At 70.8% G+C, this 25,671-nt stretch carries 27 protein-coding genes; 18 read left to right on the top strand and 9 right to left on the bottom strand.

Going from position 1 to position 25,671, the window contains the following annotated elements:
- The first annotated feature begins 165 nt into the window (after positions 1–165).
- The 8 genes from MCBMB27_RS07050 to cysC all read left to right on the top strand — a co-directional run bounded on the left by MCBMB27_RS07050 (position 166) and on the right by cysC (position 5,722).
- Complete coding sequence (locus MCBMB27_RS07050; RefSeq protein WP_075380134.1) at positions 166–462, top strand: hypothetical protein; 297 nt, start codon at positions 166–168, stop codon at positions 460–462.
- Positions 463–648: 186 nt separating this feature from the next.
- Positions 649–816 (top strand): hypothetical protein, encoded by a 168-nt coding sequence (locus MCBMB27_RS30165; protein WP_164706390.1) that lies wholly within the window; start codon positions 649–651, stop codon positions 814–816.
- A gap of 82 nt (positions 817–898) precedes the next feature.
- Positions 899–1,078 carry a hypothetical protein gene (locus MCBMB27_RS07060; RefSeq protein ID WP_043355901.1) on the top strand — a complete coding sequence of 60 codons (180 nt, stop codon included), beginning with the start codon at positions 899–901 and terminating at the stop codon, positions 1,076–1,078.
- Between the two features lie 125 nt (positions 1,079–1,203).
- Entirely contained in the window at positions 1,204–1,365 is a 162-nt protein-coding gene (locus MCBMB27_RS29505) for a hypothetical protein (RefSeq protein ID WP_158713284.1), read from the top strand.
- A gap of 171 nt (positions 1,366–1,536) precedes the next feature.
- The gene (metX, locus tag MCBMB27_RS07065; protein WP_043355903.1) at positions 1,537–2,742 is read left to right on the top strand and encodes a homoserine O-acetyltransferase MetX; all 1,206 of its coding nucleotides are present in this window, start codon (positions 1,537–1,539) and stop codon (positions 2,740–2,742) included.
- Positions 2,743–2,825: 83 nt separating this feature from the next.
- Positions 2,826–3,524 (top strand): methionine biosynthesis protein MetW, encoded by a 699-nt coding sequence (gene metW, locus MCBMB27_RS07070; RefSeq protein WP_043355923.1) that lies wholly within the window; start codon positions 2,826–2,828, stop codon positions 3,522–3,524.
- 346 nt (positions 3,525–3,870) lie between these two features.
- Positions 3,871–4,992, top strand: coding sequence for a hypothetical protein (locus MCBMB27_RS07075; protein WP_043383043.1), 1,122 nt, complete (start codon positions 3,871–3,873; stop codon positions 4,990–4,992).
- 82 nt (positions 4,993–5,074) lie between these two features.
- Positions 5,075–5,722: an adenylyl-sulfate kinase gene (gene cysC / locus MCBMB27_RS07080; RefSeq protein ID WP_043383157.1), complete on the top strand. Its 648-nt coding sequence runs from the start codon at positions 5,075–5,077 to the stop codon at positions 5,720–5,722.
- 138 nt (positions 5,723–5,860) lie between these two features.
- Here cysC and MCBMB27_RS07085 read toward each other — a convergent pair whose 3' ends face one another.
- The 3 genes from MCBMB27_RS07085 to MCBMB27_RS07095 are packed head-to-tail and all read right to left on the bottom strand — an operon-like array spanning position 5,861 to position 8,214.
- Positions 5,861–7,204, bottom strand: coding sequence for a sensor histidine kinase (locus MCBMB27_RS07085; RefSeq protein WP_043757087.1), 1,344 nt, complete (start codon positions 7,202–7,204; stop codon positions 5,861–5,863).
- Entirely contained in the window at positions 7,201–7,869 is a 669-nt protein-coding gene (locus tag MCBMB27_RS07090) for a response regulator transcription factor (RefSeq protein ID WP_043355909.1), read from the bottom strand. Before MCBMB27_RS07090 ends, MCBMB27_RS07085 begins: the two co-directional genes overlap by 4 nt.
- Positions 7,870–7,881: 12 nt before the next feature.
- Positions 7,882–8,214, bottom strand: a complete 333-nt coding sequence (locus MCBMB27_RS07095; protein WP_043355911.1) for a PepSY domain-containing protein — start codon at positions 8,212–8,214, stop codon at positions 7,882–7,884.
- Positions 8,215–8,328: 114 nt separating this feature from the next.
- Between MCBMB27_RS07095 and MCBMB27_RS07100 the strand changes: the two genes are divergently transcribed.
- Both MCBMB27_RS07100 and MCBMB27_RS07105 read left to right on the top strand, forming a co-directional pair.
- Positions 8,329–8,919, top strand: a complete 591-nt coding sequence (locus tag MCBMB27_RS07100; RefSeq protein WP_043757094.1) for a thermonuclease family protein — start codon at positions 8,329–8,331, stop codon at positions 8,917–8,919.
- Between the two features lie 141 nt (positions 8,920–9,060).
- Entirely contained in the window at positions 9,061–9,309 is a 249-nt protein-coding gene (locus tag MCBMB27_RS07105; RefSeq protein WP_043355915.1) for a hypothetical protein, read from the top strand.
- Between the two features lie 212 nt (positions 9,310–9,521).
- Here MCBMB27_RS07105 and MCBMB27_RS07115 read toward each other — a convergent pair whose 3' ends face one another.
- Positions 9,522–10,508 (bottom strand): catalase family peroxidase, encoded by a 987-nt coding sequence (locus MCBMB27_RS07115; RefSeq protein WP_043757105.1) that lies wholly within the window; start codon positions 10,506–10,508, stop codon positions 9,522–9,524.
- Positions 10,509–10,792: 284 nt separating this feature from the next.
- Positions 10,793–13,168: a lytic transglycosylase domain-containing protein gene (locus MCBMB27_RS07120; protein WP_091954935.1), complete on the bottom strand. Its 2,376-nt coding sequence runs from the start codon at positions 13,166–13,168 to the stop codon at positions 10,793–10,795.
- Positions 13,169–13,368: 200 nt separating this feature from the next.
- Between MCBMB27_RS07120 and dapA the strand changes: the two genes are divergently transcribed.
- From dapA to MCBMB27_RS07135, 3 genes are all read left to right on the top strand, one after another.
- Entirely contained in the window at positions 13,369–14,268 is a 900-nt protein-coding gene (dapA, locus tag MCBMB27_RS07125; protein ID WP_043383024.1) for a 4-hydroxy-tetrahydrodipicolinate synthase, read from the top strand.
- Between the two features lie 11 nt (positions 14,269–14,279).
- Positions 14,280–14,753, top strand: coding sequence for an SsrA-binding protein SmpB (smpB, locus tag MCBMB27_RS07130; RefSeq protein ID WP_043355930.1), 474 nt, complete (start codon positions 14,280–14,282; stop codon positions 14,751–14,753).
- A 148-nt stretch (positions 14,754–14,901) separates the two neighbouring features.
- Positions 14,902–15,471: a peroxiredoxin gene (locus MCBMB27_RS07135; RefSeq protein WP_043355932.1), complete on the top strand. Its 570-nt coding sequence runs from the start codon at positions 14,902–14,904 to the stop codon at positions 15,469–15,471.
- Positions 15,472–15,475: 4 nt separating this feature from the next.
- Here MCBMB27_RS07135 and MCBMB27_RS07140 read toward each other — a convergent pair whose 3' ends face one another.
- The 3 genes from MCBMB27_RS07140 to rpoZ all read right to left on the bottom strand — a co-directional run bounded on the left by MCBMB27_RS07140 (position 15,476) and on the right by rpoZ (position 19,337).
- A complete protein-coding gene (locus MCBMB27_RS07140) occupies positions 15,476–16,114 on the bottom strand; it encodes a LabA-like NYN domain-containing protein (RefSeq protein ID WP_043383019.1) in 639 nt (212 codons plus the stop codon).
- A gap of 354 nt (positions 16,115–16,468) precedes the next feature.
- On the bottom strand, positions 16,469–18,724 hold the full coding sequence (locus MCBMB27_RS07145; RefSeq protein ID WP_043355937.1) for a RelA/SpoT family protein: 2,256 nt from the start codon (positions 18,722–18,724) through the stop codon (positions 16,469–16,471).
- Between the two features lie 202 nt (positions 18,725–18,926).
- Complete coding sequence (rpoZ, locus tag MCBMB27_RS07150) at positions 18,927–19,337, bottom strand: DNA-directed RNA polymerase subunit omega (RefSeq protein WP_010685409.1); 411 nt, start codon at positions 19,335–19,337, stop codon at positions 18,927–18,929.
- A gap of 294 nt (positions 19,338–19,631) precedes the next feature.
- Between rpoZ and fabD the strand changes: the two genes are divergently transcribed.
- From fabD to MCBMB27_RS07175, 5 genes are all read left to right on the top strand, one after another.
- Positions 19,632–20,576: an ACP S-malonyltransferase gene (gene fabD / locus MCBMB27_RS07155; RefSeq protein ID WP_043355941.1), complete on the top strand. Its 945-nt coding sequence runs from the start codon at positions 19,632–19,634 to the stop codon at positions 20,574–20,576.
- A 17-nt stretch (positions 20,577–20,593) separates the two neighbouring features.
- Positions 20,594–21,331, top strand: coding sequence for a 3-oxoacyl-[acyl-carrier-protein] reductase (fabG, locus tag MCBMB27_RS07160; RefSeq protein ID WP_043355943.1), 738 nt, complete (start codon positions 20,594–20,596; stop codon positions 21,329–21,331).
- Between the two features lie 332 nt (positions 21,332–21,663).
- On the top strand, positions 21,664–21,903 hold the full coding sequence (locus MCBMB27_RS07165; RefSeq protein ID WP_007559070.1) for an acyl carrier protein: 240 nt from the start codon (positions 21,664–21,666) through the stop codon (positions 21,901–21,903).
- Between the two features lie 183 nt (positions 21,904–22,086).
- The gene (fabF, locus tag MCBMB27_RS07170) at positions 22,087–23,346 is read left to right on the top strand and encodes a beta-ketoacyl-ACP synthase II (protein WP_075380135.1); all 1,260 of its coding nucleotides are present in this window, start codon (positions 22,087–22,089) and stop codon (positions 23,344–23,346) included.
- Positions 23,347–23,434: 88 nt separating this feature from the next.
- Positions 23,435–24,904, top strand: coding sequence for an ATP-dependent nuclease (locus MCBMB27_RS07175; RefSeq protein WP_075381894.1), 1,470 nt, complete (start codon positions 23,435–23,437; stop codon positions 24,902–24,904).
- Positions 24,905–24,913: 9 nt separating this feature from the next.
- Here MCBMB27_RS07175 and MCBMB27_RS07180 read toward each other — a convergent pair whose 3' ends face one another.
- Complete coding sequence (locus tag MCBMB27_RS07180; RefSeq protein WP_075380136.1) at positions 24,914–25,624, bottom strand: YidB family protein; 711 nt, start codon at positions 25,622–25,624, stop codon at positions 24,914–24,916.
- Positions 25,625–25,671: the final 47 nt, after the last annotated feature.

Raw genomic sequence — 25,671 nt, forward strand, 5'->3', positions numbered from 1 at the left:
TCCGAGCCCTGTCCCGACCCGGGCGCTCCCGACCGCGCCGACGATTCGAGACGGACCCGATCCGGGATGGATCGGACGGCGCTGCGGCGTCTTGTACGCCCGCACGAAGTCATGGCTCAATGCCGGCGCTCCGCCGGCAGGCGCCCCATGCGAAGGACCCCATTCATGCCCCTCGAACGATACCTGGACGGCGGCGCCCACATCCTCCCCGCCGACGACACGCTGATCCGCTTCGGCATGACCAACGGCCAGCGGGTGATCGCGGTCGAGGTCCCGATCCCCGTGCTGCGTCAGCGATTCGGCGGCGGGGCCGACCTCGCGCCCCTGGAGCTGTTCGCCCGCAACCAGGCGGTGATCGAGGCCGCGGCGAGCCAGGCCTACGACCGGACCGAGACCCCGAACGATCTCCTGGATCTGGGGCCCGAGGATTTCGACACCCGGCCCGCCTCGGCCAAGCTCTGAACGGCAAGCTCCGACGGGCAAGCCCCGATCCGCAAGCTCTGACGGGCTCGATCCATCCGGGCGCGCCGCGGCAAATCGGCGACGCGCAAATGCCGCGGGGCACTCGCCACGTTTCGGCCTGTTGAACCCGGAGAACGGGGGCGCGTCGGGCGTGCCGCGCCCTGCATGCGCCTGGATGGATCGACGATGCCCGGTGACCTGATCCCCTGCAGCCTGTTCCTGATCGGGATCCTCGTTTCGCTCGCCGCGGATTGTCGCCTGCGCCGTGTCGAGCCGGCGCCCTGGGCCAACGGCTGCATCACGGCCGCCGGGGCCGCCCTGGTCTTCGCGGCCTGCGCGGCTGCGATGCGCTGAGGAACCGCCAGCCCCAGGACGCACTTTCCCACCGGCAATCAGGCGCCGCGCCAGGACGTGCGGCCGGCTGGGCGAGGGATTCATGGTTTCGATGCAGGCCCTGATCGGCTGCGGTCTCGTTCTCACCGGGATATTGATCGAAAGTGCTGCGAGCCGTCACTGGCGGGCGGGCGTCGGCGCGGATCGGCTGGATGCCCGCGCCGCCCTCGCCCTCGGCCTTCCGGCCCTGGGACTGGCCGTGATGGCCGCGCCGCTCGCGTGAGCGGCATCCGCTGCGGCGGCACGGCCCCGTTCCCGGGATCCTGCGTGTCCGGGCGCACCGTCGCGGCCGCCTGCCCGGCGTAGACCTGCGCCATCGCGACGACAGTGCGCGATGGAGGTGTCGAGATGAGCGTCGTTCTCAACTTCGTCCTGGACGGTGCGGCCGGCTTGGTCGAACCCGCATGGCTGCGCGCGCAACGCGCCGTGACCGGCGCCTCGGCGACCGAGATCCGGACGCGCGCGTCCGATTGGACATCCGGCGTCCCCGACGGGCAAGACCCCGCCTGAGTAACCCGGCCTGGGTAACCCGGCGGCGGCCGCCGGCCTGTGCGCGTTGACGCTCGGGCCCCCGCGCATTACCTCCGCAGGGCTGGCCGCGTCGGGCGAGTGCGGCGCGTCTGGCGGCACGATGCTCTCCCGGTTCGGATCCGAACGGATACACGGTCGTCGCGACCCGCCATGGACACCCAACCGGACACGGCCCTGAGGCCGGACCCGATCGACGAGCCGGCACGGCGCGCGTCCGAGCGCTCGCAGGCGCTCGACCCGAAGAGCCCGGTGGCGCGGTTTTCCGCGGACACGCCGCTGCTCACCGATGCGGGCATCGAACTCGCCCCGTTCCAGATCGCCTACCAGACCGCCGGCACCCTCAACGCCGCGCGCTCGAACGCGGTCCTCATCTGCCACGCGCTCACCGGCGACCAGTATTTCGCCCACACCCACCCGGTGACCGGCAAGCCCGGCTGGTGGGAGACCCTGGTCGGCCCCGGCAAGCCGATCGACACGGACCGCTACTTCGTCGTCTGCTCGAACGTCATCGGCTCCTGCATGGGCTCCACCGGGCCGGCCTCGATCGACCCGGCGACGGGGCGGCCCTACGGGCTGAACTTCCCGCTGGTCACGATCCGCGACATGGTCCGCGCCCAACTGATGCTGCTGGAGCACCTGGGCATCCACGACCTCTTCCTGTGCATCGGCGGCTCGATGGGGGGGATGCAGGTGCTGCAATGGGCGGCCCTCTATCCCGAGCGCGTCTTCGCCGCGATGCCGATCGCCACGGGCCCCCGCCATTCGGCGCAGAACATCGCCTTTCACGAGGTCGGCCGGCAGGCGATCATGGCCGATCCGGCCTGGGCGGACGGGCGCTACCTCGAGGCGGGCACGCGGCCCGCCAAGGGCTTGGGCGTCGCCCGGATGGGCGCGCACATCACCTATCTCTCCGAGCCCGCGCTGCATCGCAAATTCGGCCGCCGCTTCCAGGGCGGGTCGGCGCCGACCTTTTCGTTCAACGCCGACTTCCAGATCGAGAGCTATCTGCGCCACCAGGGCCTGAGCTTCGTCGAGCGGTTCGACGCCAACGCCTACCTCTACCTGACCCGGGCGATGGACTATTTCGACCTCGCCGAGGACCATGGCGGCGTGCTCGCCAACGCCTTCCGGGGGACGAAGACGCGCTTCTGCGTGATCTCCTTCACGTCGGACTGGCTGTTCCCGACCCGCGATTCCCGGGCGATCGTCCATGCGCTGAACGCCGCCGCGGCGCCGGTCGCCTTCGTGGAGGTCGAGAGCGACAAGGGCCACGACGCCTTCCTGCTCGACGAGCCGGCGATGTTCTCCGCCGCCCGCGGCTTCATCGACGCCGCCGCCCGGGCGCGCGGCCTGTGAGCGGCGGGTCCGGCAAGATGATGTTCGGCAAGCTGCCCCTGGGCAAGCACGCCCTGGGCAAGCATTCCATGGGCAAGCATTCCATGGGCAAGCATTCCCTCGGACAGGCCCCGCACGGCGCACCCTGGGAGAGCGCGGACGCCCTCCCCCATGCCGGCGAGGGCAACGGCGCCCGGGTCGACCATATCGTCGTGCTCGGCCTCGTGCCGGCGGGCGCCCGGGTCCTCGACATCGGCTGCGGCGACGGCTCGCTGCTGGCGCTGCTGCGCGACCGCCGGGGCATCGACGGGCGCGGGATCGAATTGTCCCGCGAGGGCGTGAATGCGTGCCTCGCCCGGGGCCTGTCGGTGATCCAGGGCGACGCCGACACCGACCTCGCCAACTACCCGGACGGCGCCTTCGACGTGGTGGTCCTGTCCCAGACCATCCAGGCGACCCGCAACCCCCGGGTGGTGCTGGAGCACCTGCTGCGCATCGGCCGGCAGGTGATCATCTCGTTCCCGAATTTCGGGCACTGGCGCGTGCGGTCCGAACTCGCCTTCCGCGGGCGCATGCCGGTCACCGAGATCATGCCGGACGCGTGGTGGGAGACCCCCAACATCCACCATTGCACGATCCGCGACTTCGTCGGCCTGTGCCGCCTGATCGGCGCGCGGATCGAGCACGCGACGGCGCTCGACGCCCGCGGCAGGCCGATGCGGTTCTCCATGCCCTGGTGGGTCTGGAACCTGTTCGGCGCGCAGGGCGTGTTCCTGCTCCGCCGCGAGGACGCCGGAAGCTAGCGCGCGAACGCGGCGCCGCCTCGGCGCCGCGTCCTGTAGGGGCCCTGGATCACCGTCCGCCGCGTCCCCAGCCCCCCTGTCCCGCACGGAGGCTGCGCCGCGCCTCCCTCGGAGGGGCCGGCATGCGCGCCTGCCCGACGCGCTTTGCCCGACGCGCTTTGCCCGATCCGAAATAGAGCAGAAACGGAGCTTGGCTATTTCTGGTCGCGTTCCCGTGATCGGACCGTGATTACGGATTCGTTTGGCGTTTTCCCGAGACGTGCGCGTCCACGAGGGGTCGTGGACTGTGTCCGGCTGTGCGGAAGACTTGCCGCAATCACGAAATCCAGCAGGGTCGACAGGACACGTGCGCCGCGCGATCGTTCACATCGGGATGCCGCGAACCGGCTCCACCGCGTTTCAGGAGGTGCTGGCCCGCCTGCGCCCCCGCCTCGCCTCGGTCGGGATCTGTTACCCGAACCTCGCCCCGCCGGGCGCCCCCGGCAGCGACGACGTCAATCACTACCGGCTCGGCCAAGCGCTGGACCGCCGCCGCGGCGCCGCGGAGCGCCGCGAGGCCCTCGCGCGGCTCGACGCGATCCTCGCCACCACGCCGGCCGACACGGTCGTGCTCTCGTACGAGGATTTTTCCGTCCAGCGCCCGCTCTGGCGCGTGCCCGAGATCCTGTCCGACCTCTTCGCGCGCCGCGGCTTCGCCCTGGAGGCGGCGCTCGTGGTCAAGCCGCAGGGTGAGCAGCTGGCCTCGGCCTATGCCCTGCGGGCTCAGGTCGTCGCCGAGGGCCGCACGTTCCGCGGCTTCCTGCGCTCCGAGGGCGCGTCCGGGCGCTACGACTACGCGGCCCGGCTCGAGCCCTGGCTGCGTGCCGCCGCAGGGCGCGTCACCGCCCTGCCGTACCGCGACCGCCGGTCCGACGCCCCGCTGCTGGCGCGGCTGGTCGACGGGCTCGGCCTGGGCGCGCGCCTCGCGCCGCTCCTCGGTCCCGCCGACCTGGAATACCGCACGAACCGGAGTTCCGGACCCGTCGCGGTCGAGGCGTCGCGCCGCCTGTACCGGCTCGGGGTCCACCGTCAGGTGACCGGGCATCCCCGCCTGCTCGGCCATGTCCTCGACGAGTGGGCCTGGGCGCGGGGGCTCGATGCCGAGCGGTTCCGCGGCGATGCGCCGGACGGTCTGGCCCGCGTCGCGGCGCGCTACGCGGCCGCAAACGCGCGCTTCGCCGCCGCCTGCTGGGGGCAGTCCTGGGACGCGGTCATCGATCCCGCCCCCGCGGCACCGCCGAACGAACTCGCCGCCGGGCCGATCGCGCCGGAGACGGAGGCGGCGGTCGATGCGCTGGTGCGGGCGGCGACGGCGCAGGCCGCCTTCCGGTCCCCGCCCGCGTGGTGGTGGCGGACGGCCCACATCCTGGAGGAATGCCAGGCGCGGCTCGGCGAGGCCGTCGGCTGCCCGGTCTGGCGCGTGCCCTGACGGCCCGCGCCGGCCCCCCGATCCCGTGTCGATGTCCAAAGACCGGCAGCCGCCTCCGCGCACGCTGCCCCAGGCGGTGGATATGTGCGTCTTGCAGAAGATCCCGACCGGCCTCCCTCCGGGCCCCGTGACCTGGCACCCCCTCCAGGCCCGGGAGGCGCGCTGGGCGCGCCTCGGCCAGGTCCCGGTGATCGCGTGGCTCACCGGCCTGTCGGGGGCCGGGAAGTCGACCCTCGCGGTCGAGGCCGACCGGATCCTCGTGGCGGGCGGCCGGCACAGCGCCGTCCTCGACGGCGACAACCTCCGCCACGGGCTGAACGCCGACCTCGCCTTCTCGCCGGAGGACCGCGCCGAGAACGTCCGGCGCACCGCCGAGGTGGCGCGGCTGATGGCCGAATCGGGCGCGGTGGTGATCGTCTCGCTGATCTCGCCCTACCGGGCCGACCGGGCGCTGGCCCGCCGGATCGCCGGCGACATCCCGTTCCTGGAGGTGTTCGTCGATACGCCGCTGGGCCTGTGCGAGGCCCGGGATCCGAAGGGCCTGTACCGGCTGGCCCGCGCCGGCCGCATCCCGGGCTTCACCGGCATCTCGGCGCCCTACGAGGCGCCGGAGCAGCCGGACCTGACGATCACCACGGAGGGCCGCAGCACGGACGCCTGCGCCCGCGCCTTGAGCGCGCGGCTGATGCGGCTGAGCCGGGCCGCCGAGGCGGCGAAGCCGCGGGGGTGAGCGGCGCGACCGGGATCATCCGACGCCGCTCGCGGCCTGTCGAGCGGCGGACGGGCCGACGATCCGAAACCGGGCGCGGGTCCCCTCTCCCGTGCGGGAGAGGGGGCAGGTCGCGCCCGCCAGCGGCTCCGGGTGTCCCTACGCGCCCGGCCAGCTCAGCTCCGCCCGCAGGCCCCCCATCTCCGAGCGCCCGAACTCGAGCTGGGCGCCCGCGGCCTCGGCGACGTCGCGGGCGATGGCGATGCCGAAGCCGGTGCCCGGCCGGCTCTCGTCCCAGCGCTGGCCGCGGCCGATGCCGGCGATCGCCGCCGGGCTCATGCCGGGGCCGTCATCCGCGACGGCGAGGCTCGGGCGGCCGGCGATCGTCCCGGTGACGCGGACCCGGCGGTGCGCCCATTTGCGGGCATTGTCGAGGAGGTTGCCCAGCACCTCCATCAGCTCGCCCTCCTCGCCCGGATAGGCGAGGGTCTCGGGCACCGCCACGTTCCATTCCAGGGAGTCGGCCTCCGGCAACCGGCGCAGGGTCGCGACCAGGCGCTCCGCCACCGGGGCGACCCGGCAGCTTCTCCGGCGCAGGTCGCCCGCGGCGGCGATCCGCGCCCGGGTCAGCGCCCGCTCCACCTGCCCGCCCATGGCCCGCGCCTGCTCGGCGATCTCGGCCGCCAGCGCCGGGTCGGCCGGCCCCGTCCGGCGCGCCAGGGCGTCCAGCACCGCCAGCGGGGTCTTGAGGCCGTGGGCCATGTCGGCGGCGGCGTCGCGGGCGCGGACCAGGGCCCGCTCCTGCGCGTCGAGCAGCCGGTTGAGGTCGGTGACCAGCGGCCGGACTTCGTCGGGGAACTGCTCCGGCAGCCGCGCCCGCCGCCCGGAATGGACCGCCAGGAGCTCCGCCTGCAGCACCCGGAACGGGCCGAGCGCCCGGCGCACGAACAGGCCCATCGCCAGCGTCAGGACGACGAACAGGGCGACGAGGGCCGGGACGAGCAGGCGCAGGAAGGTGGTCCGGCTCGCCGCCAGGCTGCGCCGGTCCTCCGCCACCGCGACCCGCAGCGCGGTCTCGGAGCCCTGCGCGCCGATCTGGACCGGCCGCACCACCGCGATGAGCCTTCCGCCGTCGGGCCCGGTCGTGTCGAGGGTGGCGGGGGTCTGCGCACCCGCTCCGGCCCGGCCGAGGTCGAGGCTCTTGTCCCAGAGGGAGCGCGAGCGCAGCAGGTGCGATCCCGCCTCCACCTGCCAGTAAAGGCCGCCATAGGGCGTGGCGAAGCGCGGGTCCGGCAGGTCCCTGGACAGCGTCGGCGCCCCGTCCGGCGCGAGGCCGACCCGCCCGGCGATGAGCTTGGCGGTCCGATCCAGCTCCGCGACGGTGCGGGCGTCGAGCACCCGGTCGAGGATCACCGTGAGGCCGATCCCGGCGAGCACCAGCGCCAGGGCGATCAGGGCGGCCGCCGCGAGGCCGAGCCGGAGGCGGAGGGAGTCGCGCCTCACGATCCACCCGGTCCGGGGACCAGATAGCCGTGGCCCCGCCGGGTCTCGATCACCCCCGGCCCGAGCTTGCGGCGCAGGCGCGTCAGGAGCGCCTCCAGGGCGTTCGCCTCGCGCTCGGTCCCGACCCCGTGGAGGTGGTCGAGCAGCTCCCCCGCCGGCACGACCTGTCCCTGGCGGTGCAGCAGGAAGGCGAGGAGCCGGTATTCCAGGGCGGTCAGCTCCGTGGGCCGTCCGTCGACGCTGACCGCGCGGGTGCGGGTGTCGAGCTCCACCGCGCCGACGCGCAGCACCGGCGAGGCGTGGCCGGCGGTGCGCCGCAGGATCGCCCGGAGCCGCGCCACCAGCTCCTCCATCCGGAACGGCTTGACGAGGTAGTCGTCGGCGCCGGCGTCGATGCCCTCGACGCGCTCGCGCCAGCCGTCCCGGGCGGTGAGGATCAGGACCGGCAGGGCGACGTCGGCGGCGCGCAGGCGGCGCAGCACGCCGAGCCCGTCGAGCCGCGGCAGGCCGAGATCCAGCACCATGGCGTCGTAGGGCTCGGTCTCGGCGCGGAACCACGCCGCCTCGCCGTCCGCCACCACGTCGGCGACGTAGCCGGCCATCTCCAGCCCCTGCCGGATGTCGGCGGCGATGCGCGGCTCGTCCTCGACGATCAGGACGCGCACGGCCCGGCCTCCTCAATCATCGTCGTCCTCGTCCAGGATCTTCAGCGTGCCGGCATCGACCTTCACGGTCCGGCGCTTCCCGTCGGCCCCGAGGATGCGCAGCTTGTACAGCCAGTGCCCCTCGTCGTGCTTGAGATCGACCGACACGACATCCCCCGGAACCGCCGCCCGGGCCGCCTCCAGCACCGCGTCGAGGGGGCGGATCTCGCCCCGCTCCAGGGCCCGGCGGGCGCGGTCGGCATCCTCGGAGGCGTGCAGGGGCCCGCCCGCGAGGGCGGCCAGCAGGCCGAGGGCCAGGACGCGGCCGACGAGGCGGTGGAGGCGGCGGGGCGGGAACGGGCTCATGCGGGCAGCAGGCTTAAGCCGTGCCGCCTGACGGGACGCTGACAGGCGGTGTCAGGGGCGCGGGGCGGCGCTTCGGCACAAGGGCGGCCATAGCCCTTCCGGAGACCTGAGACCATGTCGCTCTTCGTCGGTATCCTCCTCGCCTGCGCGGCCGGCCTCGCCGGCACCCTCCTCTGCCCGGACGACAAGGCCGGCCGCTCGCGCCTGCCGCTCCTCGCCGCGCTGCTGGCGGGCGGCCTGTCCTGGCACGCCCCCGCCCGGGCCGGCGAGATCCTGAGCGGCCCCGCCCAGGTGATCGACGGCGGCACGCTGCGCGTCGGCACCCGCGCGGTCAGCCTGTTCGGGATCGCCGCGCCGGAGGCCGACGCGACCTGCGCGGACGCCCAGGACCGGCCCTACCCGTGCGGCCGGGACGCCGCCCGGGCGCTGGCCGAGCGGATCGGCGGGGCGGCCGTCGCCTGCGAGCCGCGGGGCCATGGGACCGGGGACGCGGCGACGGCGCTCTGCCGGGTCGGCGACGCGGATCTCGGGGCCTGGATGGTGGCGCAGGGCCTCGCCCTGCCCGATCGGGACGTGGCGCCGGATTACGCGGCGGCGGCGGACCGCGCCTGGGGGCGGCGCCTCGGCCTGTGGTCGGGGGTGTTCCAGGATCCCGCCGAGCGGCGGGGCCGGCGCGCCGCCGCGTCTCTCGGCGCCGCCGGGTGACGACCGGCCGACGACCGGCCCTCCCCCGGGAACGCGCCCGGCTGCGCCCGGTTGGACCCTTAGGCCCGTCCGGGGCGCACCTGGAATGGCGCACCTGAAATAGCGCACGTGAAATGGCGCACTTGGACTTGCGGAGGCCCCATGAGGATCCTGAACGCGACAATCCTGCTCGCCGTCCTGCTCACCGGCGCGGCGGCCGCCGCCGAGGGGCAAGACGGCAAGGCCGACGGACGCACGGATGCCGGTGCGTCCACGACCAGCATGGGCGCCGGCGGCCTCAGCGGCACCGGGGCCATCCGGGACGGCGCCCGCACGGGCTCGGTCGAGAGCAAGGGGCGGACCGGGGACGCGAAGGCGCCGCCCGCCCCGGCGGCCGGGACGAGCCGCTGATCCGGGGCGGATCGAGGGGGGCGTCCGCCCACCCCCGGACCTTATCCTGAGGTGACCGCGTCAGCGGGCCTCGACGGCGGGCTCCAGGGATCGCGCGACGGGCCGGAGGCCGCCTTCGGGGTCGTTTTCGGGGCCATCTTCGGGGCCTCCGCCGCGCTCCGGCACCGCAGCATGAGGCCGCGGGTCCGGGATCCCCATCCGGCCGGGCCGCCCTACTGCGAGCGGCGGCTGAACGAGACCGCGTAGGCCTGGACGCGGGCATCGATCAGCGGATCGTCCGAGACCTCGATCCCGTCGGTCAGGTTGTTGGGCATGAACAGCAGCGCCTTCTCGGCCTCGGCGCTGTCGGGCACCACCGTGCTCACCGTCACGGTGCCGAGATCGACCGTTTTACGGTCGTCCGGCCAGGGCTTGGTGGCGTCGTTGGTCGGGTCGCCCGGCTCGGCGAGCTGGGCCAGCATCCTGAATTTCGCCGGCGTCTTGGCGACCCGCGGGCCGATCTCGGCCATCAGGAAGTTCGGATCGCGCTTGGCCGCCTCTTCGGGCGGGAGGATCTCCTCGCCCTCCACGGGCACGAAGCGGAACCGGAACGGCTGCCGCTTGCCGGCGGAATCCACGAAGATGAAGGCGTTGACGCCGTTATAGGTCTGCCGGGCGAGGCTCGACGGGGTCTTGGCGGTTCCCCCCGCCGTGGCGGCCGCCGGGTGGGCGGCGGCGAAGCGCTCCAGCGCGGTGGGATGGGCCGCCTTCGGGCCGCTCTCGGCGACAGCCTTCAGGAGGTCGCGGAAGTCCTCGCCCGTGGCGACGGGGAAGTACTTCAGCGCATTGGTGACGACGTCCATCTCCGAGCCGTCGCTCAGCTTGAACTTGAGCGCGAGGCCGTGCGGGTTGGCGTTGGCCGCCCCGTCCGGGATGGTCGGGACGCCGGTGGCGTCCGAGAACCGGATCGTGACCGGCACCGGCGGGCCCTTGAACAGGGAGGCCTTGCTGATCCTGGCCGCCTCGGGCGACGGGGTGAAGCTGCCCTCGGCCACCACGCCCTTGGCGTGGTTGGCCCGCGCCCCGGGATGCTTGCCGAACAGCGTGTTCATCACGTCGATCGTCTGCTCGGCGGTGGAGGCCTCCTGAGCCAGGGCCGGAGCGCCGGCCGCGAGCACGGTGCTCAGCAGCAGGGCGAAACCCAATCTCGGATGCAGCATGGGGATCCTCTCGGCGGTGCGGGCTCTCGGGAGCCGGTCAAGGCGGACCGGCCCATCTTCTAGGGAGCCAAGCACGGGAGGCACAACCAAAAGCTATGCCGCGGCGGAGCGGAATGCGGGAAAATCGGGTGTCGGTATCGGAGGGCCGCGGCGCGAATGGGAGAGTCTCGCGCGTCGAGCGGGTGTCGACCCTCCGCGCGCCGTGATGGTCAGCCGCGTGCCGGAAGGGGCGCCCGCGCCCCCTCTCCCGCACGAGAGAGGGGGCCGCGCCTCATTCCGGGACCCTACCGCGCCCCGCGGTGGAGGTCGCCGTCGATCAACAGGGCGCTGCGGCTGTCGAGCCGCGAGCGGTAGACCTGCAGGTTCTCCATCACCCGCTGTACGTAGTTGCGCGTCTCGGTGAAGGGGATGCGCTCCACCCAGTCGATCACGTCGACGTCGCCCCGGCGCGGGTCGCCGTAGGCGTCGATCCACTTCTTCACGTTGCCGCCGCCGGCATTGTAGGAGGCGAAGGCGAGCACGTAGGAGCCGCGCCAATCCTCCATCAGCTCGCCGAGATGGGCTTGGCCGAGCTTCGCGCAATAGGCGGGATCGCTGGTCAGGCGGTCGACGTCGAACGCGGCCGAGACCCGGCGGGCGGTGCGTTGCGCCGTGGCCGGCATCATCTGCATCAGGCCCCGCGCCCCCACGCCCGATTGCGCCCGCGGGTCGAACTGGCTCTCCTGCCGGGCGATGGCGTAGACCATGGCCCGCTCCACCTGCGGCACCGCCGTGAAGGTCTCGTAGGTGGGGATGCCGATCGTCGGGTAGGCGTGGGCGTCCAGAGGCAGGCCGCGCTGCACCGCGAGCTTGCCGATCGCCACCAGGGCGCGGGGATCCTTCATGTCGGTGGCGAGGTCGCCGAGCGCCTGGAGCTCGCGCGGGTCGGAGAGGTCCCGGGCGGCGTCGATGTAGAGCGGCAGGGCCAGCTCCTTGATCCCGGCCTCGCCGAGGAGGCGCAGGGCGCGGATGGAGAGCCGGCCCTCGAATGCCTGCCGTTCGGCCCCCTCGAGGTCCGCGGGCGCCCGCAGGGGCAGGCTCGTCTGGCCGAGCCGCGCCCGGGCCACCTGGCCGTAATAGGCGATCGGCTGGAGGGCCGCCCGCTCGTAGAAGCGCTTCGCCTCGTCCTTTTGCCCGAGGGCCTCGGCCGCCCGACCCTGCCAGTAGGCGGCCCGCGCCAGCGAGATCGGGCTCTCCGCGACCGTGGCCATCCGGGCGAAGTGCTGCGCGGCGCTCGCCGGATCGCCGGCGAAGCGCAGGGCGATCCAGCCGGCGTGGAACTCGGCCTCGATCCGCTTCTCCGGGCTGCGCGCCGCCGGGGCGCTGGCGACCGCGTAGGCGGTCTTGGCATCGCCGAGGTCGAGGAGCTTGCGCGCCACGATCCGGCGCTCGATCCACCACTCGTCGCCGTCGACCAGCACGTCCGGATTGGTCGGCGCCGTGGCGAGCACGGCGGCGGCGGCCTCGGGCTTGTCGGCCCGGCGGAAATACTGCGCCCGGGAGAAGATGTAGGAGGCGTCCCCGCGCAGGGACGGCGGCACCGCGGCGAGCGCGGCCGCGGCGCCGGAGGACTTGTCCTCCACGGCCCGGCGGGCGCGCACGAGGCTGGCATAGCCACCGCCCGCGTAGCCGGCCGCCCGGCCGGCACTCTCCCAATCGTCCTTCAGGAGCGCCCGCTCCATCCGGTAGCGATGGTCGATTCGGGTGAGCACGTCCGGGAAGGCGTCGAGCACCTTGGCCTCCAGGCTGCGCCCGAAGCTCTCGGTGCGCCAGAGGTCGCGGACCATCTCGGCGGCGTCGGCCTCGCAGCCCTCGGCGCGCAGCGCCAGCGCCAGGGCGAACTTGCCCGGCGCGCTGGCCGGCTTCGCCGTGGCGAAATAGGCCCGGACGATCGCGGGGGATTTCCGCTCGGAGAGCAGCGCCTCCTCGGCCCGGCGGCGCAGCAGCGGGCCGGCCGGCCAGTCCGGATTGGCCCGGACGAAGGCGACCGTGCGGTTGAAGCCGATCCCGGCGCCCGCGCGGATCGCCACCCATTCGAGCAGCGCCTTCGCGGCCGGATCGGTGAAGGTGTCGCGCATCCGGTCGCCGTCCGCGACCCGGCCCTTGCGGTAGAGGTCGATGGCGCCGCGCAGCAGCGTCGGGTCGGTGTCGCCGGAGATCTTCGGCCGCGCGGGATCGGGCACCTCGGGCACCGGGGCCGCCGGGGTGACGGCGGCGTCGGGCAGCGGGAAGGCCACCGGGGCATCCGGGTCGGCGGAGGCGTAGGCCGAGGCCGCGGCCGGCAGCGGCCGTGCGGGTTCCTCGCCCTTGTCGTCGCCGCCGGAGGCGTGGACCGGGTCGAGCTTCAGGGCATCGGCGGCGACCGGGTCGGCGGCCTTCACGGCCTGCATGCCCTGGACCTGGCCGGTGGGGAGGAGCGCGTCGCTCGCTGGCGGCGTGGGCTGCGAGGCCGGGGACTGCGAGGCCGGGGACTGCGAGGCCGGGGGCTGCGAGGCCGGGAGCGTCGCGGACGGCTCGGGGCCGACCGGGCCGGCGAGCGCGACGCCGACGGTGGCGATGAGCGCCGCGGCGGCGAGGGACGTGCGCTTCGAGGCCGGATGCGAGGCCGCGGATCGGGTCACGATTCCCCCCTTCTGATTACCGGAACGGGAAAGGTCGAGGATGAGGCCGCGACCATTAAGATCGCGTTAACCGTCGCGACGATCTGTTTGCGCGCCGTGGCGCGACCGCCTATGTCTGCCCGTCCGCGCCCGTACGATGCGGACCGCGTGCGGCGCCGAGACCGCCGAAATCCCAACTGGGACCCTTTGGGACGCCTGAGATGACCGAGATGACCGGGAGCCGCCTGCGGGGCTCGCTCACCGCGCTTGTGACGCCCTTCCGCGACGGGGCCTTCGACGAAGCCGCCTTCCGGAAATTCGTGCGCTGGCAGATCGAGCAGGGCAGCCACGGCCTCGTGCCGACCGGCACCACCGGCGAGAGCCCGACCCTCACCCATTCCGAGCACGACCGGGTGGTCGAGGCCTGCATCGACGAGGCGGGCGGGCGCGTGCCGGTCGTGGCGGGTGCGGGCTCCAACTCCACCGCCGAGGCGGTCGAGCGGGCGCAGCACGCCGAGCGCGCGGGGGCCGACGCCGTCCTCGTGGTGACGCCGTACTACAACAAGCCGACGCAGGCGGGCCTCTACGCCCACTTCAAGGCCGTCAACGATGCGGTCGGCATTCCGATTATCATCTACAATATCCCGCCGCGCTCCGTCATCGACATGAGTGTCGAGACGATGGCCCGGCTCTTCGAATTGAAGAACATCGCCGGCGTGAAGGACGCGACCGCCAAGATCGACCGCGTCAGCCAGCAGCGACAGGCCATGGGTGCGAGCTTCATCCAGCTTTCAGGCGAAGATGCGACGGCGCTCGGCTACAACGCCCAGGGCGGCCACGGCTGCATCTCGGTGGTGGCGAACGTCGCCCCGCGTCTCTGCGCCGACCTCCAGGAGGCGACGCTGTCGGGGGACTACGCCAGGGCGCTGACCCTCCAGGACAAGCTGTTCCCGCTCCAGACCGGCCTGTTCGCCGAGGCCAACCCGGCGCCGGTGAAGTACGCGCTCGCCCGGCTCGGCCACATGCAGGAGGAGCTGCGCCTGCCGCTCGTGCCGGTGACGGAGCCCACGAAGCGCATCGTGGACGACGCCCTGCGGCATGCCGGGCTCCTGGTCGACTGAGAGGCACCCGCATGGCCCCGAAACCGGAGCCCAGCCGGCGGATCGTCGCCGACAACCGCGCCGCGCGCTACCACTACACCATCGAGGACACCCTCGAGGCCGGCATCGCGCTGACCGGCACCGAGGTGAAGTCCCTGCGCGGCGGCAAGGCGACGATCGGCGAGGCCTATGCCGGTCCCTCCGGCAACGACCTGATGCTGTTCAACGCCTACATCCCGGAATACCTGGAGGCGAACCGCTTCAACCACGACACCAAGCGCCCCCGCCGGCTGCTGCTGCACCGCCGCCAGATCAACAAGCTGATCGGCGCGACCCAGCGGCAGGGCTACACGGTGGTGCCGCTCAAGATCTACTTCAACGACCAGGGGCGGGCGAAGGTCGAGCTGGGCCTCGGCAAGGGCAAGCAGGCCCACGACAAGCGCGAGGCGGTGAAGGAGCGCGACTGGCAGCGCGACCGGGCCCGGCTGCTGCGCGACCGGGGCTAGGTTGCGGGCCTAGGTCCCGGGACCGGTGGGGCTTAGCCGGATGCGCCGGGGGCGCGGACAGGATCGCCTTGGCGGCGATCCCGCGCCGTCGCATGATCCCGCCTCCGCCGGTGCGGCGGCCCGGACTCGCGCATACGAGGTGCGGCCCATGCCATCCAGCCACGACGTCCTGCCCGACGACCTGCCCGTTCCCGTCGATGACGGCGCGGCCGCCCATCTCCGCGGGATGCGCCTGCCCGACGTGGCGCTCACCGCAACGGATGGACGCACCGTCTCGCTGGCGCGGCTCTCCGGGCGCACGGTCGCCTACGCGTATCCGCGCACCGGCGAGCCGGGGAAGCCCGGCCTCACCCCCGACTGGGACGCGATCCCGGGTGCCCGGGGCTGCACGCCGCAGGCCTGCGATTTCCGCGACCACCACGCCGAGCTGAAGGCCCGGGGCGTGGCCCAGGTCTTCGGCCTCTCGACCCAGACGAGCGCCTACCAGCGGGAGGCGGCCGAGCGCCTGCACCTGCCCTTCCCGCTCCTCGCCGACCCGCACCGGGCCTTCGCCATGGCGGCGCGCCTGCCGGTCTTCGAGGCCGGCGGCGCGGTGCTGCTGCGCCGCCTGACCCTGGTGATCGACGACGGCGTGGTGAGCGCGCTGTTCTACCCGGTCTTCCCGCCGGACCAGAGCGCCCGGCAGGTTCTCGCCTGGCTCGACCGGCCGGGCGCCTGAGGGCCTACTCCTCGGCTTCCGGCTGGCGGATGCCGTAGCGGTTCTCCAGGCCCGGGTTCGTCCGGCCCTCCCCGCGGTAACGGCTCGGCGCCTCGCCGGGCGCCCGGACCGGACGCTCGCCCGGATCGCGCCCGATCCGGCCCGCGAGGCTCGCGAGGTCGACGAACTCGTCGGCCTGCCGCCGCAACTCGTCGGAGATCATCGCCGGCTGGGTCTGGATCGTGGAGATCACCGTCACCTTGACGCCCCGCCGCTGCATCGCCTCGACCAGCGAGCGGAAATCGCCGTCGCCCGAGAACAGGATCATGTGATCGATATGCGTGCTGAGTTCGAGGGCGTCGATCGCCAGCTCGATGTCCATGTTGCCCTTGTACTTCCGCCGGCCCATCGAATCCGTGAACTCCTTCACGGGCTTGGTCACGACGCGGTAGCCGTTGTAGTCGAGCCAGTCGATCAGGGGGCGGATCGATGAATATTCCTGATCCTCGATCATGGCGGTATAGTAAAATGCGCGCAGAAGGTTCTCGCGCGATTGAAATTCCTTGAGCAGCTTCTTGTAATCGATGTCGAAACCGAGGGCCTTGGTGGTGGCATAGAGATTGGCGCCGTCGATGAAGATGGCGCTGCGTTGGGTTGTGGGCATGAACAGGTCAGATCCCGGAAAATCGTGGGTGACAGGAAATCGTCTGATTAAACGGCCAGGGTCCGCCGACGGCGACTGGCCGGGGCGGTGCTCCGCGATCGGGGGCGCCAAGCTTTGCAATCCAGCGCGTAACGACGCGGTCCGTGTGCGTGCGGCCGCCGCTCTGGCGACCGGACCATTCGTTTCAAACGCGTCCGTGTCAAGCAGAGCACGGAGATGTGCGGCTCTGGAAACCTGGATCAATGGCTCGGGAGATTGATCGAATGGGCTTCTGCGCTGAAGAAAGAGGTTTACGGAAGTCGATCCCGTAAACCTCAGATGCGTCGGGGCCCGGCCGTGCGCGGGCACCCGGCCTCAGCCGTTGACGCGCTCCACGCTGTTGACCGGGCGCTTGCCGCGCAGCTCGGCGATGATCGCGTTGAGATGCTGGAGATCCCAGACCGACAGGTCGATCGTGATGTCGGTGAAATCCTGGGTGCGCCGCTTCATCGAGATGTTGTCGATGTTGCCGTCGTGGTCGGCGATCACCTGGGCGATCTGGGCGAACACGCCCGGCTCGTTGATCGACTTCAGCGCCAGGCGGGCGGGGAAGCGCTCGCCGCCCAGCGCCTCCGTGTCCCAGCGGACGTCCAGCCAGCGCTCCGGCTCGTTGTCGAAGGCGGCGAGGGCCGCCGACTGGATCGGGTAGACGGTGACCCCGACGCCGGGAGTCAGGATGCCGACGATGCGATCCCCCGGGACCGCGCCGCCATTCGGCGCGAAGGTCACGGGAAGGTCGCCCGCGAGGCCCCGGATCGGGATCGCGTCGCTGCGATCCTCGGCGCCCTCCTTGCCGTCGGCGCCCTGGAAGGTGAGCCGCATGGTCTGGTCGGCCGAGCGGACCAGCCGGCCGGCGCCGTTGGCGGCCCCCTGCGCGGGGGAAGGCCGGCGCTCGTCGCGGTGGTCGGGATAGACGGCGCGGACGACGTCGCCCGAGAACATCTCGCCCCGCCCCACGGCGGCGAACACGTCCTCGGTGGTGGCGCGGGCGAGCCGCGGCAGGGCGCCGCGCAGCTTGTCCTCCGAGAAGGTCTTGGCGGCGCGCTCGAAGGCCCGGTCCAGGATCTGGCGGCCGAGGCCCGCATATTGCCGGCGCACGGCGGCCCGGGTCGCCCGCCGGATCGCCGCCCGCGCCTTGCCGGTCACGACGAGCGATTCCCAGGCGGCCGGGGGCGAGGCGCCGTCGGAGCGGCTGATCTCGACCTCGTCGCCGTTGGCGAGTTCGTGCAGAAGCGGCGCCATCCGGCCGTTGATCTTGGCACCCACCGCCGTGTTGCCGACGTCGGTATGCACGGCGTAGGCGAAGTCGATCGGCGTGGCCCCCCGCGGCAGGGCGATCAGCCGGCCCTTCGGGGTGAAGCAGAACACCTGGTCCTGGAACAGCTCCAGCTTGGTGTGCTCCAGGAACTCCTCCGGGCTGTCGCCCTCGGCGAGGAGTTCGATGGTCCGGCGCAACCATTGGTAAGCGCCGCTCTCGCCGGCGAGCCGCGGATGCACGCTGCCCTCGGCGCGTCCCGGATCCTTGACCAGCTCGGCGCCGACTTCCTTGTAATGCGCGTGGGCCGCGATGCCGTACTCGGCGATGTCGTCCATGGCGCAGGTGCGGATCTGCAGCTCGACGCGCTGGCTCTTCGGCCCGATGACCGTGGTGTGGATCGAGCGGTAATCGTTCTGCTTCGGGGTCGAGATGTAGTCCTTGTAACGGCCCGGAACCATCGGCCAGCTGGTGTGGACGATGCCCAGCGCCGCGTAGCATTCCTGCACGGTGTTGACGACGACCCGGAAGCCGAAGATGTCGGAGAGCTGCTCGAAGGCGACGGACTTGCGCTCCATCTTCGACCAGATCGAGAAGGGCCGCTTCTGCCGGCCGCTCACCTCCGCGGTGATGCCTTGCGCGGCGAGCTTCTCGGTGAGCACCTGCGCGATGGTCTCGACCACGCTCTCGGACTTGGCGGTGAGCCGCGCCAGCCGCTGCGTGATGGTGGCGTAGACCTCCGGCTCCAGGTTGCGGAAGGCCAGATCCTCCAGCTCCTCGCGCAACTCCTGCATGCCCATGCGGCCGGAGAGCGGCGCGTAGATGTCGAGCGTCTCCTGCGCGATGCGGTGGCGCTTGTCCTCCCGCATGTGCTGGAGGGTGCGCATGTTGTGCAGGCGGTCGGCGAGCTTGACCAGCAGCACGCGCACATCCGCCGCCACCGCGAGCAGCAGCTTGCGGAAGTTCTCGCCCTGCGCCGCCTGCTTGGAGACGAGGTCGAGGCGCTTAAGCTTGGTCAGGCCGTCGACCAGGGCGCCGATCTCCGGCCCGAACAGCCGGCGGATCTCCTCCAGCGTCGCCTCGGTATCCTCCACGGTGTCGTGCAGGACCGCGGCCACGATGGTGGCGTCGTCGAGGTGGAGGTCCGTGAGGATCGCGGCGACTTCGAGGGGGTGGGCGAAGAACGGGTCGCCCGAGGCGCGCTTCTGCGTGCCGTGCGCCTGCATGGCGTACACGTAGGCGCGGTTGAGCAGCGCCTCGTCGGCGGCCGGATTGTAGCGCTTGACCCGCTCCACGAGCTCGTACTGGCGCATCATCCGCCGGGACGGGGCCGGGGCTTCCTGGGTCGTGCGTGGGGTCGGGATCACGCGCGATTGTTCCGCAACCGCCGGGCCGGCGCCAGCCCCCGGCGGGGGAAAACCCTCCGGCGCCGGGCCGGCCTCGGAACGAGAGAACCCGGCGTCTCCGCCGGGTCCGGTCTCGGTCAGGTCGTGCGCGTCCAGGCCCACGGTGTCCGGCTCACTCGCCCTCGTCGTCGGTCTCGACCGGCGGGGCGAGGTTCTCGAGGCCGCGGAGCAGATCTTCCTCGCTCATGCGGTCGAACTGGACCGCCGCGTCGTCGCTGGAGGACTGGGGCGCCACCGCGGCGGCGGCCGGCGAGCTCGACAGCAGCGGCACGGTCTCGGCCTCCGGCTCGTCCACCTCGACGTATTTCTGCATCGAGTGGATCAGCTGCTCCTTGAGGTCGTCGGCCGTGATCGTCTCGTCGCCGATCTCGCGCAGGGCCACGACGGGGTTCTTGTCGCGGTCGCGGTCGATGGTCAGGGGGGCGCCGGCGGCTAGGAGGCGGGCCCGGTGGCTCGCCAGCAGCACCAGCTCGAAGCGGTTCTCGACCTTCTCGATGCAGTCTTCGACGGTGACGCGCGCCATGCGGGGCGGCTCCTTGGGCTTGAGCGACGGAAGATGTCGGGTATGGCGCCACTCTACACCGGATGCCGTTGTGCAACAAGCACAGCGGGTTGCGCCGGGCGCGCCTCCGGCGAGCGCTGCGGGCCGGGCGCGCCGAGACCCGGGTGCGGCGTCGGTGCGGCGTGGGTGCGGCGTCATGGTGCGGCGCATTGTTGACACCCACGGCCGCGGGTGCGAGTGCGCGCCCCATTCCAGAGTTTCGGCCGACACGGGCGGCGTTCGCGCGCCGAAAGGTGCCGGCGATCAGGACGCAACATGCGCGCACTCATCTTTCCCGGCCAGGGCAGTCAGGCGGTCGGCATGGCGCGGGACCTCGCGGAGGCCTTCCCGCAGGCCCGGGCCGTCCTCGACGAGGTCGACGCCGCCCTGAACCAGAACCTGTCGCGGCTGATGTTCGAGGGGCCGGTCGAGGAGCTGACCCTCACCGCCAACGCCCAGCCGGCCCTGATGGCGGCGAGCCTCGCGGTGCTGCGCGTGCTGGAGGCCGAGCGCGGCCTCGACCTCGAACGCGACGTGGCCTGCGTGGCCGGCCATTCGCTGGGCGAGTACGCGGCCCTCGCGGCCGCCGGCAGCCTGACGATCGCGGATGCCGCCAAGCTGCTGCGCCTGCGCGGCGAGGCGATGCAGGAGGCGGTGGCGCCGGGCGCGGGCGCCATGGCGGCGCTGATCGGCACCGATCTCGACTCCGCCCGATCCGTCGCCGAGGCGGCGGCCGACGAGGCCGGCGGCGGCGCGGTCTGCGACGTCGCCAACGACAACGGCGGCGGCCAGGTGGTGCTCTCCGGCGACCGGCCGGCCGTGGAGCGCGCCATCGGCATCGCCACCGGCCGCGGGATCAAGCGCGCCGTGATGCTCAACGTCTCGGCGCCGTTCCACTGCCGCCTGATGGCCCCGGCCGCCGAGGCCATGGCCCGGGCGCTGGCCGCCGTCGCCCTGAAGGCCCCGCGCGTCACCCTCTACGCCAACGTCGCGGCCGCCCCGGTCTCCGATCCGGAGGCGATCCGCACGGCCCTGGTCGAGCAGGTCACCGGCACCGTGCGCTGGCGCGAGAGCGTCGCCGCCATGGCGGCGACGGGCGTCGACCGGTTCTACGAGCTCGGCGCCGGCAAGGTGCTGACCGGCCTCGTCAAGCGCATCGCCCCCCAGGCGAGCGCCACGGCGGTCGGCACGCCCGCCGACGTCGCCGCCTTCGCGCTCTGATCCGACAGGAGCCCCGCATGTTCGATCTCACCGGCCGCAAGGCCCTCGTCACCGGCGCGACCGGCGGCCTCGGCCAGGCGATCGCCCGGGCGCTGCACGCCCAGGGCGCCACCGTGGCGCTCTCGGGCACGCGGCCCGCGGCCCTGGAGGCGCTCGCCGCCGAACTCGGCGAGCGCGCGAGCCCCGTCGCGGCCGACCTCTCCGACAAGGACTCGGTGGAGGGCCTCGTGCCGGCCGCCGAGGCCGCGATCGGCCCGCTGGACATCCTCGTGAACAATGCCGGCATCACCCGCGACAACCTGTTCATGCGGATGAAGGACGAGGAGTGGGAGCAGGTGATCGCCGTCAACCTCACCGCCGCCTTCCGCCTGTCGCGGGCCGCCGTGAAGGGCATGATGCGCCGCCGCTCCGGACGGATCGTCAATATCGGCTCGGTGGTCGGCAGCACCGGCAATCCCGGCCAGGGCAACTACGCCGCCGCCAAGGCCGGCCTCGTGGGCATGACAAAGGCGCTCGCCGCCGAGGTCGCCTCGCGCGGGATCACGGTCAACTGCATCGCCCCGGGCTTCATCAGCTCGCCCATGACCGACGCCCTCAACGAGAAGCAGCGCGAGGGCATCCTCGCCCGCGTGCCCGCCGGGCGGCTCGGCGAAGGCTCGGAGGTGGCGGCGGCCTGTCTCTACCTCGCCTCCGCGGAGGCGGCCTACGTCACCGGGCACACGCTGCACGTGAATGGCGGTATGGCCATGTACTAGTGTGCGAAGACCGGTCTCGAACCGGCGACGATCGCGCGCGAATCACCCCCGCCGACACGCAAGTGCCACACCCATGAAGGCTTTCTGAACGGGCCCTCGCCAGGGCGGGAACCCTGTGCTACCACGCCCCGCAGCCGTACAGGGGGTTGACGGTTCAGCGGGTTTTCAGTCCAAGGCCCTCCGGCGGGGGCGTCCCGGCTCACGCGCCGGTTCACCTCAGAAGCACGCGCGATCGGACACCGGCCCGTCACAACAAGCCCGCAAGGGCGCGACGCGGCCACGGCACCACCCCGAGAAGACTGACAGACCAAAAGGACGAGGACGGAAGACCGATGAGCGATATCGCTGAGCGCGTGAAGAAGATCGTCGTCGAGCACCTGGGCGTGGAGCCCGAGAAGGTGGTCGAGAGCGCCAACTTCATCGACGACCTCGGTGCCGACAGCCTCGACACGGTCGAGCTGGTCATGGCCTTCGAGGAAGAGTTCAACGTCGAGATCCCGGACGACGCTGCCGAGACCATCCAGACGGTCGGCGACGCCGTGAAGTTCCTGGAGAAGAACTCCGCCGCCTAAAGGCGCCGGGGACCGGGTTTGACGCGGCGCGGGTGAGGCGAAACAGCCCCCGCGCCGTTATGCGTTTCAAGGCTCGGAGGCGTGACGGGTCCCGCCGGGACCGATTCCGCCGCCGAGGACGTTAGGACGATGCGCGACCGCGGCTCTGCCGGCGGGGCTGCGCCTCAAGACGGGACAGGGCACATGCGGCGGGTGGTGGTCACGGGTCTGGGGATGGTCACGCCGCTCGGCTGCGGAGTGGAGCACACCTGGAGCCGGCTGATCGCGGGCGACAGCGGCGCCGGCCCGATCCGCGGCTTCGAATCCGCCGACCTGCCCTGCCGGATCGCCGCGCAGGTCCCCTTCGGCGACGGCACCGACGGCACCTTCAACCCCGACCTCGTGATGGAGGTGAAGGAGCAGCGGAAGGTCGATCCGTTCATCGTCTACGCGATGGCGGCGGCCGACGAGGCCCTCAAGGATGCCGGCTGGGCGCCGAAGAGCCACGAGGACCAGTGCGCCACCGGCGTGCTGATCGGCTCCGGCATCGGCGGCATCGGCGGCATCTACGACGCCTCCGTGACCCTGCACGAGAAGGGGCCCCGCCGGATCTCGCCGTTCTTCATCCCGGGCCGGATCATCAACCTCGCCTCCGGCCAGGTCTCGATCGCCCACGGCCTGAAGGGCCCGAACAACGCGGTCGTGACGGCCTGCTCCACGGGCGCCCACGCCATCGGCGACGCGAGCCGCCTGATCGCGCTCGGCGACGCCGACGTGATGGTGGCGGGCGGAGCCGAATCGCCGGTGAACCGCCTCTCGATCGCGGGCTTCTCCGCCTGCCGGGCGCTGACCACGGGCTTCAACGACACGCCGGAGAAGGCCTCCCGCCCCTACGACCGCGACCGCGACGGCTTCCTCATGGGCGAGGGCGCCGGCATCGTGGTGCTGGAGGAGTACGAGCACGCCAAGGCCCGCGGCGCGAAGATCTACGCCGAGGTGGTGGGCTACGGCCTCTCGGGCGACGCCTACCACATCACCTCCCCGTCCCCGGACGGCGACGGCGCCTTCCGCTGCATGAGCGCCGCGGTGAAGCGGGCCGGGATTTCGCCGTCCGAGATCGGCTACATCAACGCCCACGGCACCTCGACGCCCATGGGCGACGAGCTGGAGCTGAAGGCCGTGGAGCGGCTCCTGGGCGATGCCGCCGCGAACGCCACCATGTCGTCCACCAAGAGCTCGGTGGGCCACCTGCTGGGCGCCGCCGGCTCGGTCGAGGCGATCTTTTCGATCCTCGTCCTGCGCGACAACGTCATCCCGCCGACGCTCAACCTCGACAACCCCTCGGTCGAGACCAAGATCGATCTGGTGCCGTTCGAGGCGAAGCGGAAGCGGGTGGATGTCGTGCTGTCGAATTCTTTTGGATTCGGCGGGACGAATGCGTCGCTGGTGATGCGGCGGGTTTAAGACTCACCAGCGAGCGCTATCTAGGGTTGACACGGCGCCAGAAATCTCGCTCAAGTTGATTGAGTGAGGTCTCCTTAAGGGCGCAGGTATGGATATTCGTCCTTCTGATATTGCGGCTTTAACAGAAAAAGTAAAAAAACGCTCGTTTGCGCATTATCTCATGGAGATAAAGCTAGCAAATGTTCGAGCTTTCAAAGGCCAAAAGATAACACTTGATTTCCCTGTTACTGCGATAATCGGGACGAATGTTGGTGGCAAATCGACCATACTAGGCGCCGCGGCGTTAGCATATAAGGCTGTTAAGCCTGGAGATTTTTTTCCAAAATCCAATGTCAGCGATAACTCGATGGCCGATTGGCGCATTGAGTATGAGTTAATAGACAGAAGTGTCGATAAATCGGGGACTATTGCTAGAAATGCTAGGTTTGTTTCGGCAAAATGGCGACGTGAATATTTGATTGATCGAGATGTCGTTGTTGTTCCGATTCAGAGGACTGTTCCCGCGAGCGAGCAGCCGAGATACAAACGATTTATTGGAATTTATAAAGAAGAAGGCGCCGTAATCGAAGAATTGAGTTCTGATATTAGAAGAAGGGCTGGCGCAGTTCTGGGCAAGAATTTAAAGGGATATAGTGTTGCAAAATTAAAAAAAGAAGATAGCGTCTATCTTATGTTGGGTATGCAAAATGAGAATGATTATTCTCAGTTTCATTTTGGTGCTGGTGAAGCGTCAGTAATCGAAATGATCTCCAGCATAGAGCAGGCCCCCGATCAGGCCTTGATTTTGATCGAAGAGATTGAGAATGGATTGCATCCAGTTGCTACTGAGAAGATGACAGAATACTTAATTGACGTTGCTAAAAGAAAGAAAAGTCAAGTTATATTCACGACTCATTCAGAGTATGCTCTTAAGAAACTGCCGCCTAATGCAATATGGGCATGTATTGACGGGCAAGCATACCAAGGAAAACTATCAATTGACAGTTTAAGAGCTATCAAAGGACAGGTTGAGAAGCAGATTGCGGTTTTTGTTGAGGACGATTTTGCTAAGGATTTGCTCGAAGAGGCGCTCAGACAAATCGACTCAAGATTGTTGGATGCTGCTGAAGTTCATAAAGCGGGAGGTTATCCGTTCTTGATCGAAGTGATGCAGCACCATAATAAAAATCCAACAGTTAAAATAAAAGCTATCGCTATTGTCGATGGCGACCAGACAGAATTTGAGGACGAAACGAATTCAACTTATACATTGCCGGGCTCGACCCCGGAGCTGTCGGTCTTCAATTATATCAATGAAAATGTTGAGAGTTTGGCATCAGTTTTACAGCAAAGATGCTTGTGCCCTCAAGTTTCGCAAGACAAAATCGTGAAAATTTTCGAAAAAATCGACTTATCAACTTCCGATGTGCATCTATATTTCTCCAAAATTGGCCAAGAAATGGGTTTCATTTCCGAACTAACAGTTAGAAAGGCATGCATTTCGATTTACGTAGAAAACAACAAAGAGCATTTCGAGGCAATAATACAAGCGCTGCGCAGGCGTCTCGAACAGGGGTGAGCATTGTTCCTACCACCCCCGCCGCTCCGCCTCTCCCGGCACCCGCCCCTGCGGGGTGAGCGTGTGCACCACCTCCGGCAACGCCTGGGCGAGCTGCGCGAGAAGCGTGTCCCGGTCCATCCCGGTCTGGCTCTGGAGGGTGTCCACCGTGTCGGGGCCGAGCGCCCGGGCGAGCTGGTCCGGGGCCACCGGGCGGTTGGCGCCGTGGCCGATCCAGGACTCGATCACGTCGCCGAGGCCGCCCTGGCGGAAGCGGTCCACCAGCCCGTCGAGGCCGCCGAGATCCCCCTGCCCCTCCGGGGCGGCGCGGCTCGGGGCCGGGGCGTCGCCGGGGCCGTCGAGCATGCCGGACAGATCCGAGAAGTCGCCGGGCGGGAGGGACGGATCCGTCGGCCTCTCCGGGCCCCCGTCGCGGCGGCCGCCATACTGGTCCCAGCCGCCGATATCGCCCCCGTCGTCGGGGCGGCGTCCGCCGGCATCGGCGGGGTGCTGGCCGGGATCGCGGCCGTAGGGGCCGGCGCCGCCGGAGCGGTCGGCCTCGGGGCCCGGCTCGCCCCGTCCCCCGCGCCCGAAGATGTCGCCGAAGCCGCCGCTGGCGCCCTTGGCCAGCAGCAGCATCAAGAGCGCCTTCACCAGGGGCGACATGCCCCCGGCGCCCTGCTTCTGCCCGCCGAACACCTGGCCCAGCACGCCGCCGATCGCCGATTCGAGCAGTCCCATGCGCGTCTCCCCCACGGTTCGGGCCGGACGGGCCCCGGCGGACAACC

The sequence above is a fragment of the Methylobacterium phyllosphaerae genome, assembly GCF_001936175.1.
GTDB classification, from domain to species: domain Bacteria; phylum Pseudomonadota; class Alphaproteobacteria; order Rhizobiales; family Beijerinckiaceae; genus Methylobacterium; species Methylobacterium fujisawaense.

What these genes read in the sequence shown, in the direction of transcription:
- MCBMB27_RS07050 (WP_075380134.1), top strand. Translation starts at nt 166, where the DNA reads ATGCCCCTCGAACGATACCTGGACGGCGGCGCCCACATCCTCCCCGCC.
- MCBMB27_RS30165 (WP_164706390.1), top strand. Translation starts at nt 649, where the DNA reads ATGCCCGGTGACCTGATCCCCTGCAGCCTGTTCCTGATCGGGATCCTC.
- MCBMB27_RS07060 (WP_043355901.1), top strand. Translation starts at nt 899, where the DNA reads ATGGTTTCGATGCAGGCCCTGATCGGCTGCGGTCTCGTTCTCACCGGG.
- MCBMB27_RS29505 (WP_158713284.1), top strand. Translation starts at nt 1,204, where the DNA reads ATGAGCGTCGTTCTCAACTTCGTCCTGGACGGTGCGGCCGGCTTGGTC.
- metX (WP_043355903.1), top strand. Translation starts at nt 1,537, where the DNA reads ATGGACACCCAACCGGACACGGCCCTGAGGCCGGACCCGATCGACGAG.
- metW (WP_043355923.1), top strand. Translation starts at nt 2,826, where the DNA reads ATGGGCAAGCATTCCCTCGGACAGGCCCCGCACGGCGCACCCTGGGAG.
- cysC (WP_043383157.1), top strand. Translation starts at nt 5,075, where the DNA reads ATGTGCGTCTTGCAGAAGATCCCGACCGGCCTCCCTCCGGGCCCCGTG.
- MCBMB27_RS07095 (WP_043355911.1), bottom strand. Translation starts at nt 8,214, where the DNA reads ATGAGCCCGTTCCCGCCCCGCCGCCTCCACCGCCTCGTCGGCCGCGTC.
- MCBMB27_RS07100 (WP_043757094.1), top strand. Translation starts at nt 8,329, where the DNA reads ATGTCGCTCTTCGTCGGTATCCTCCTCGCCTGCGCGGCCGGCCTCGCC.
- MCBMB27_RS07105 (WP_043355915.1), top strand. Translation starts at nt 9,061, where the DNA reads ATGAGGATCCTGAACGCGACAATCCTGCTCGCCGTCCTGCTCACCGGC.
- MCBMB27_RS07115 (WP_043757105.1), bottom strand. Translation starts at nt 10,508, where the DNA reads ATGCTGCATCCGAGATTGGGTTTCGCCCTGCTGCTGAGCACCGTGCTC.
- dapA (WP_043383024.1), top strand. Translation starts at nt 13,369, where the DNA reads ATGACCGAGATGACCGGGAGCCGCCTGCGGGGCTCGCTCACCGCGCTT.
- smpB (WP_043355930.1), top strand. Translation starts at nt 14,280, where the DNA reads ATGGCCCCGAAACCGGAGCCCAGCCGGCGGATCGTCGCCGACAACCGC.
- MCBMB27_RS07135 (WP_043355932.1), top strand. Translation starts at nt 14,902, where the DNA reads ATGCCATCCAGCCACGACGTCCTGCCCGACGACCTGCCCGTTCCCGTC.
- MCBMB27_RS07140 (WP_043383019.1), bottom strand. Translation starts at nt 16,114, where the DNA reads ATGCCCACAACCCAACGCAGCGCCATCTTCATCGACGGCGCCAATCTC.
- MCBMB27_RS07145 (WP_043355937.1), bottom strand. Translation starts at nt 18,724, where the DNA reads ATGATGCGCCAGTACGAGCTCGTGGAGCGGGTCAAGCGCTACAATCCG.
- rpoZ (WP_010685409.1), bottom strand. Translation starts at nt 19,337, where the DNA reads ATGGCGCGCGTCACCGTCGAAGACTGCATCGAGAAGGTCGAGAACCGC.
- fabD (WP_043355941.1), top strand. Translation starts at nt 19,632, where the DNA reads ATGCGCGCACTCATCTTTCCCGGCCAGGGCAGTCAGGCGGTCGGCATG.
- fabG (WP_043355943.1), top strand. Translation starts at nt 20,594, where the DNA reads ATGTTCGATCTCACCGGCCGCAAGGCCCTCGTCACCGGCGCGACCGGC.
- MCBMB27_RS07165 (WP_007559070.1), top strand. Translation starts at nt 21,664, where the DNA reads ATGAGCGATATCGCTGAGCGCGTGAAGAAGATCGTCGTCGAGCACCTG.
- fabF (WP_075380135.1), top strand. Translation starts at nt 22,087, where the DNA reads ATGCGGCGGGTGGTGGTCACGGGTCTGGGGATGGTCACGCCGCTCGGC.
- MCBMB27_RS07175 (WP_075381894.1), top strand. Translation starts at nt 23,435, where the DNA reads ATGGATATTCGTCCTTCTGATATTGCGGCTTTAACAGAAAAAGTAAAA.
- MCBMB27_RS07180 (WP_075380136.1), bottom strand. Translation starts at nt 25,624, where the DNA reads ATGGGACTGCTCGAATCGGCGATCGGCGGCGTGCTGGGCCAGGTGTTC.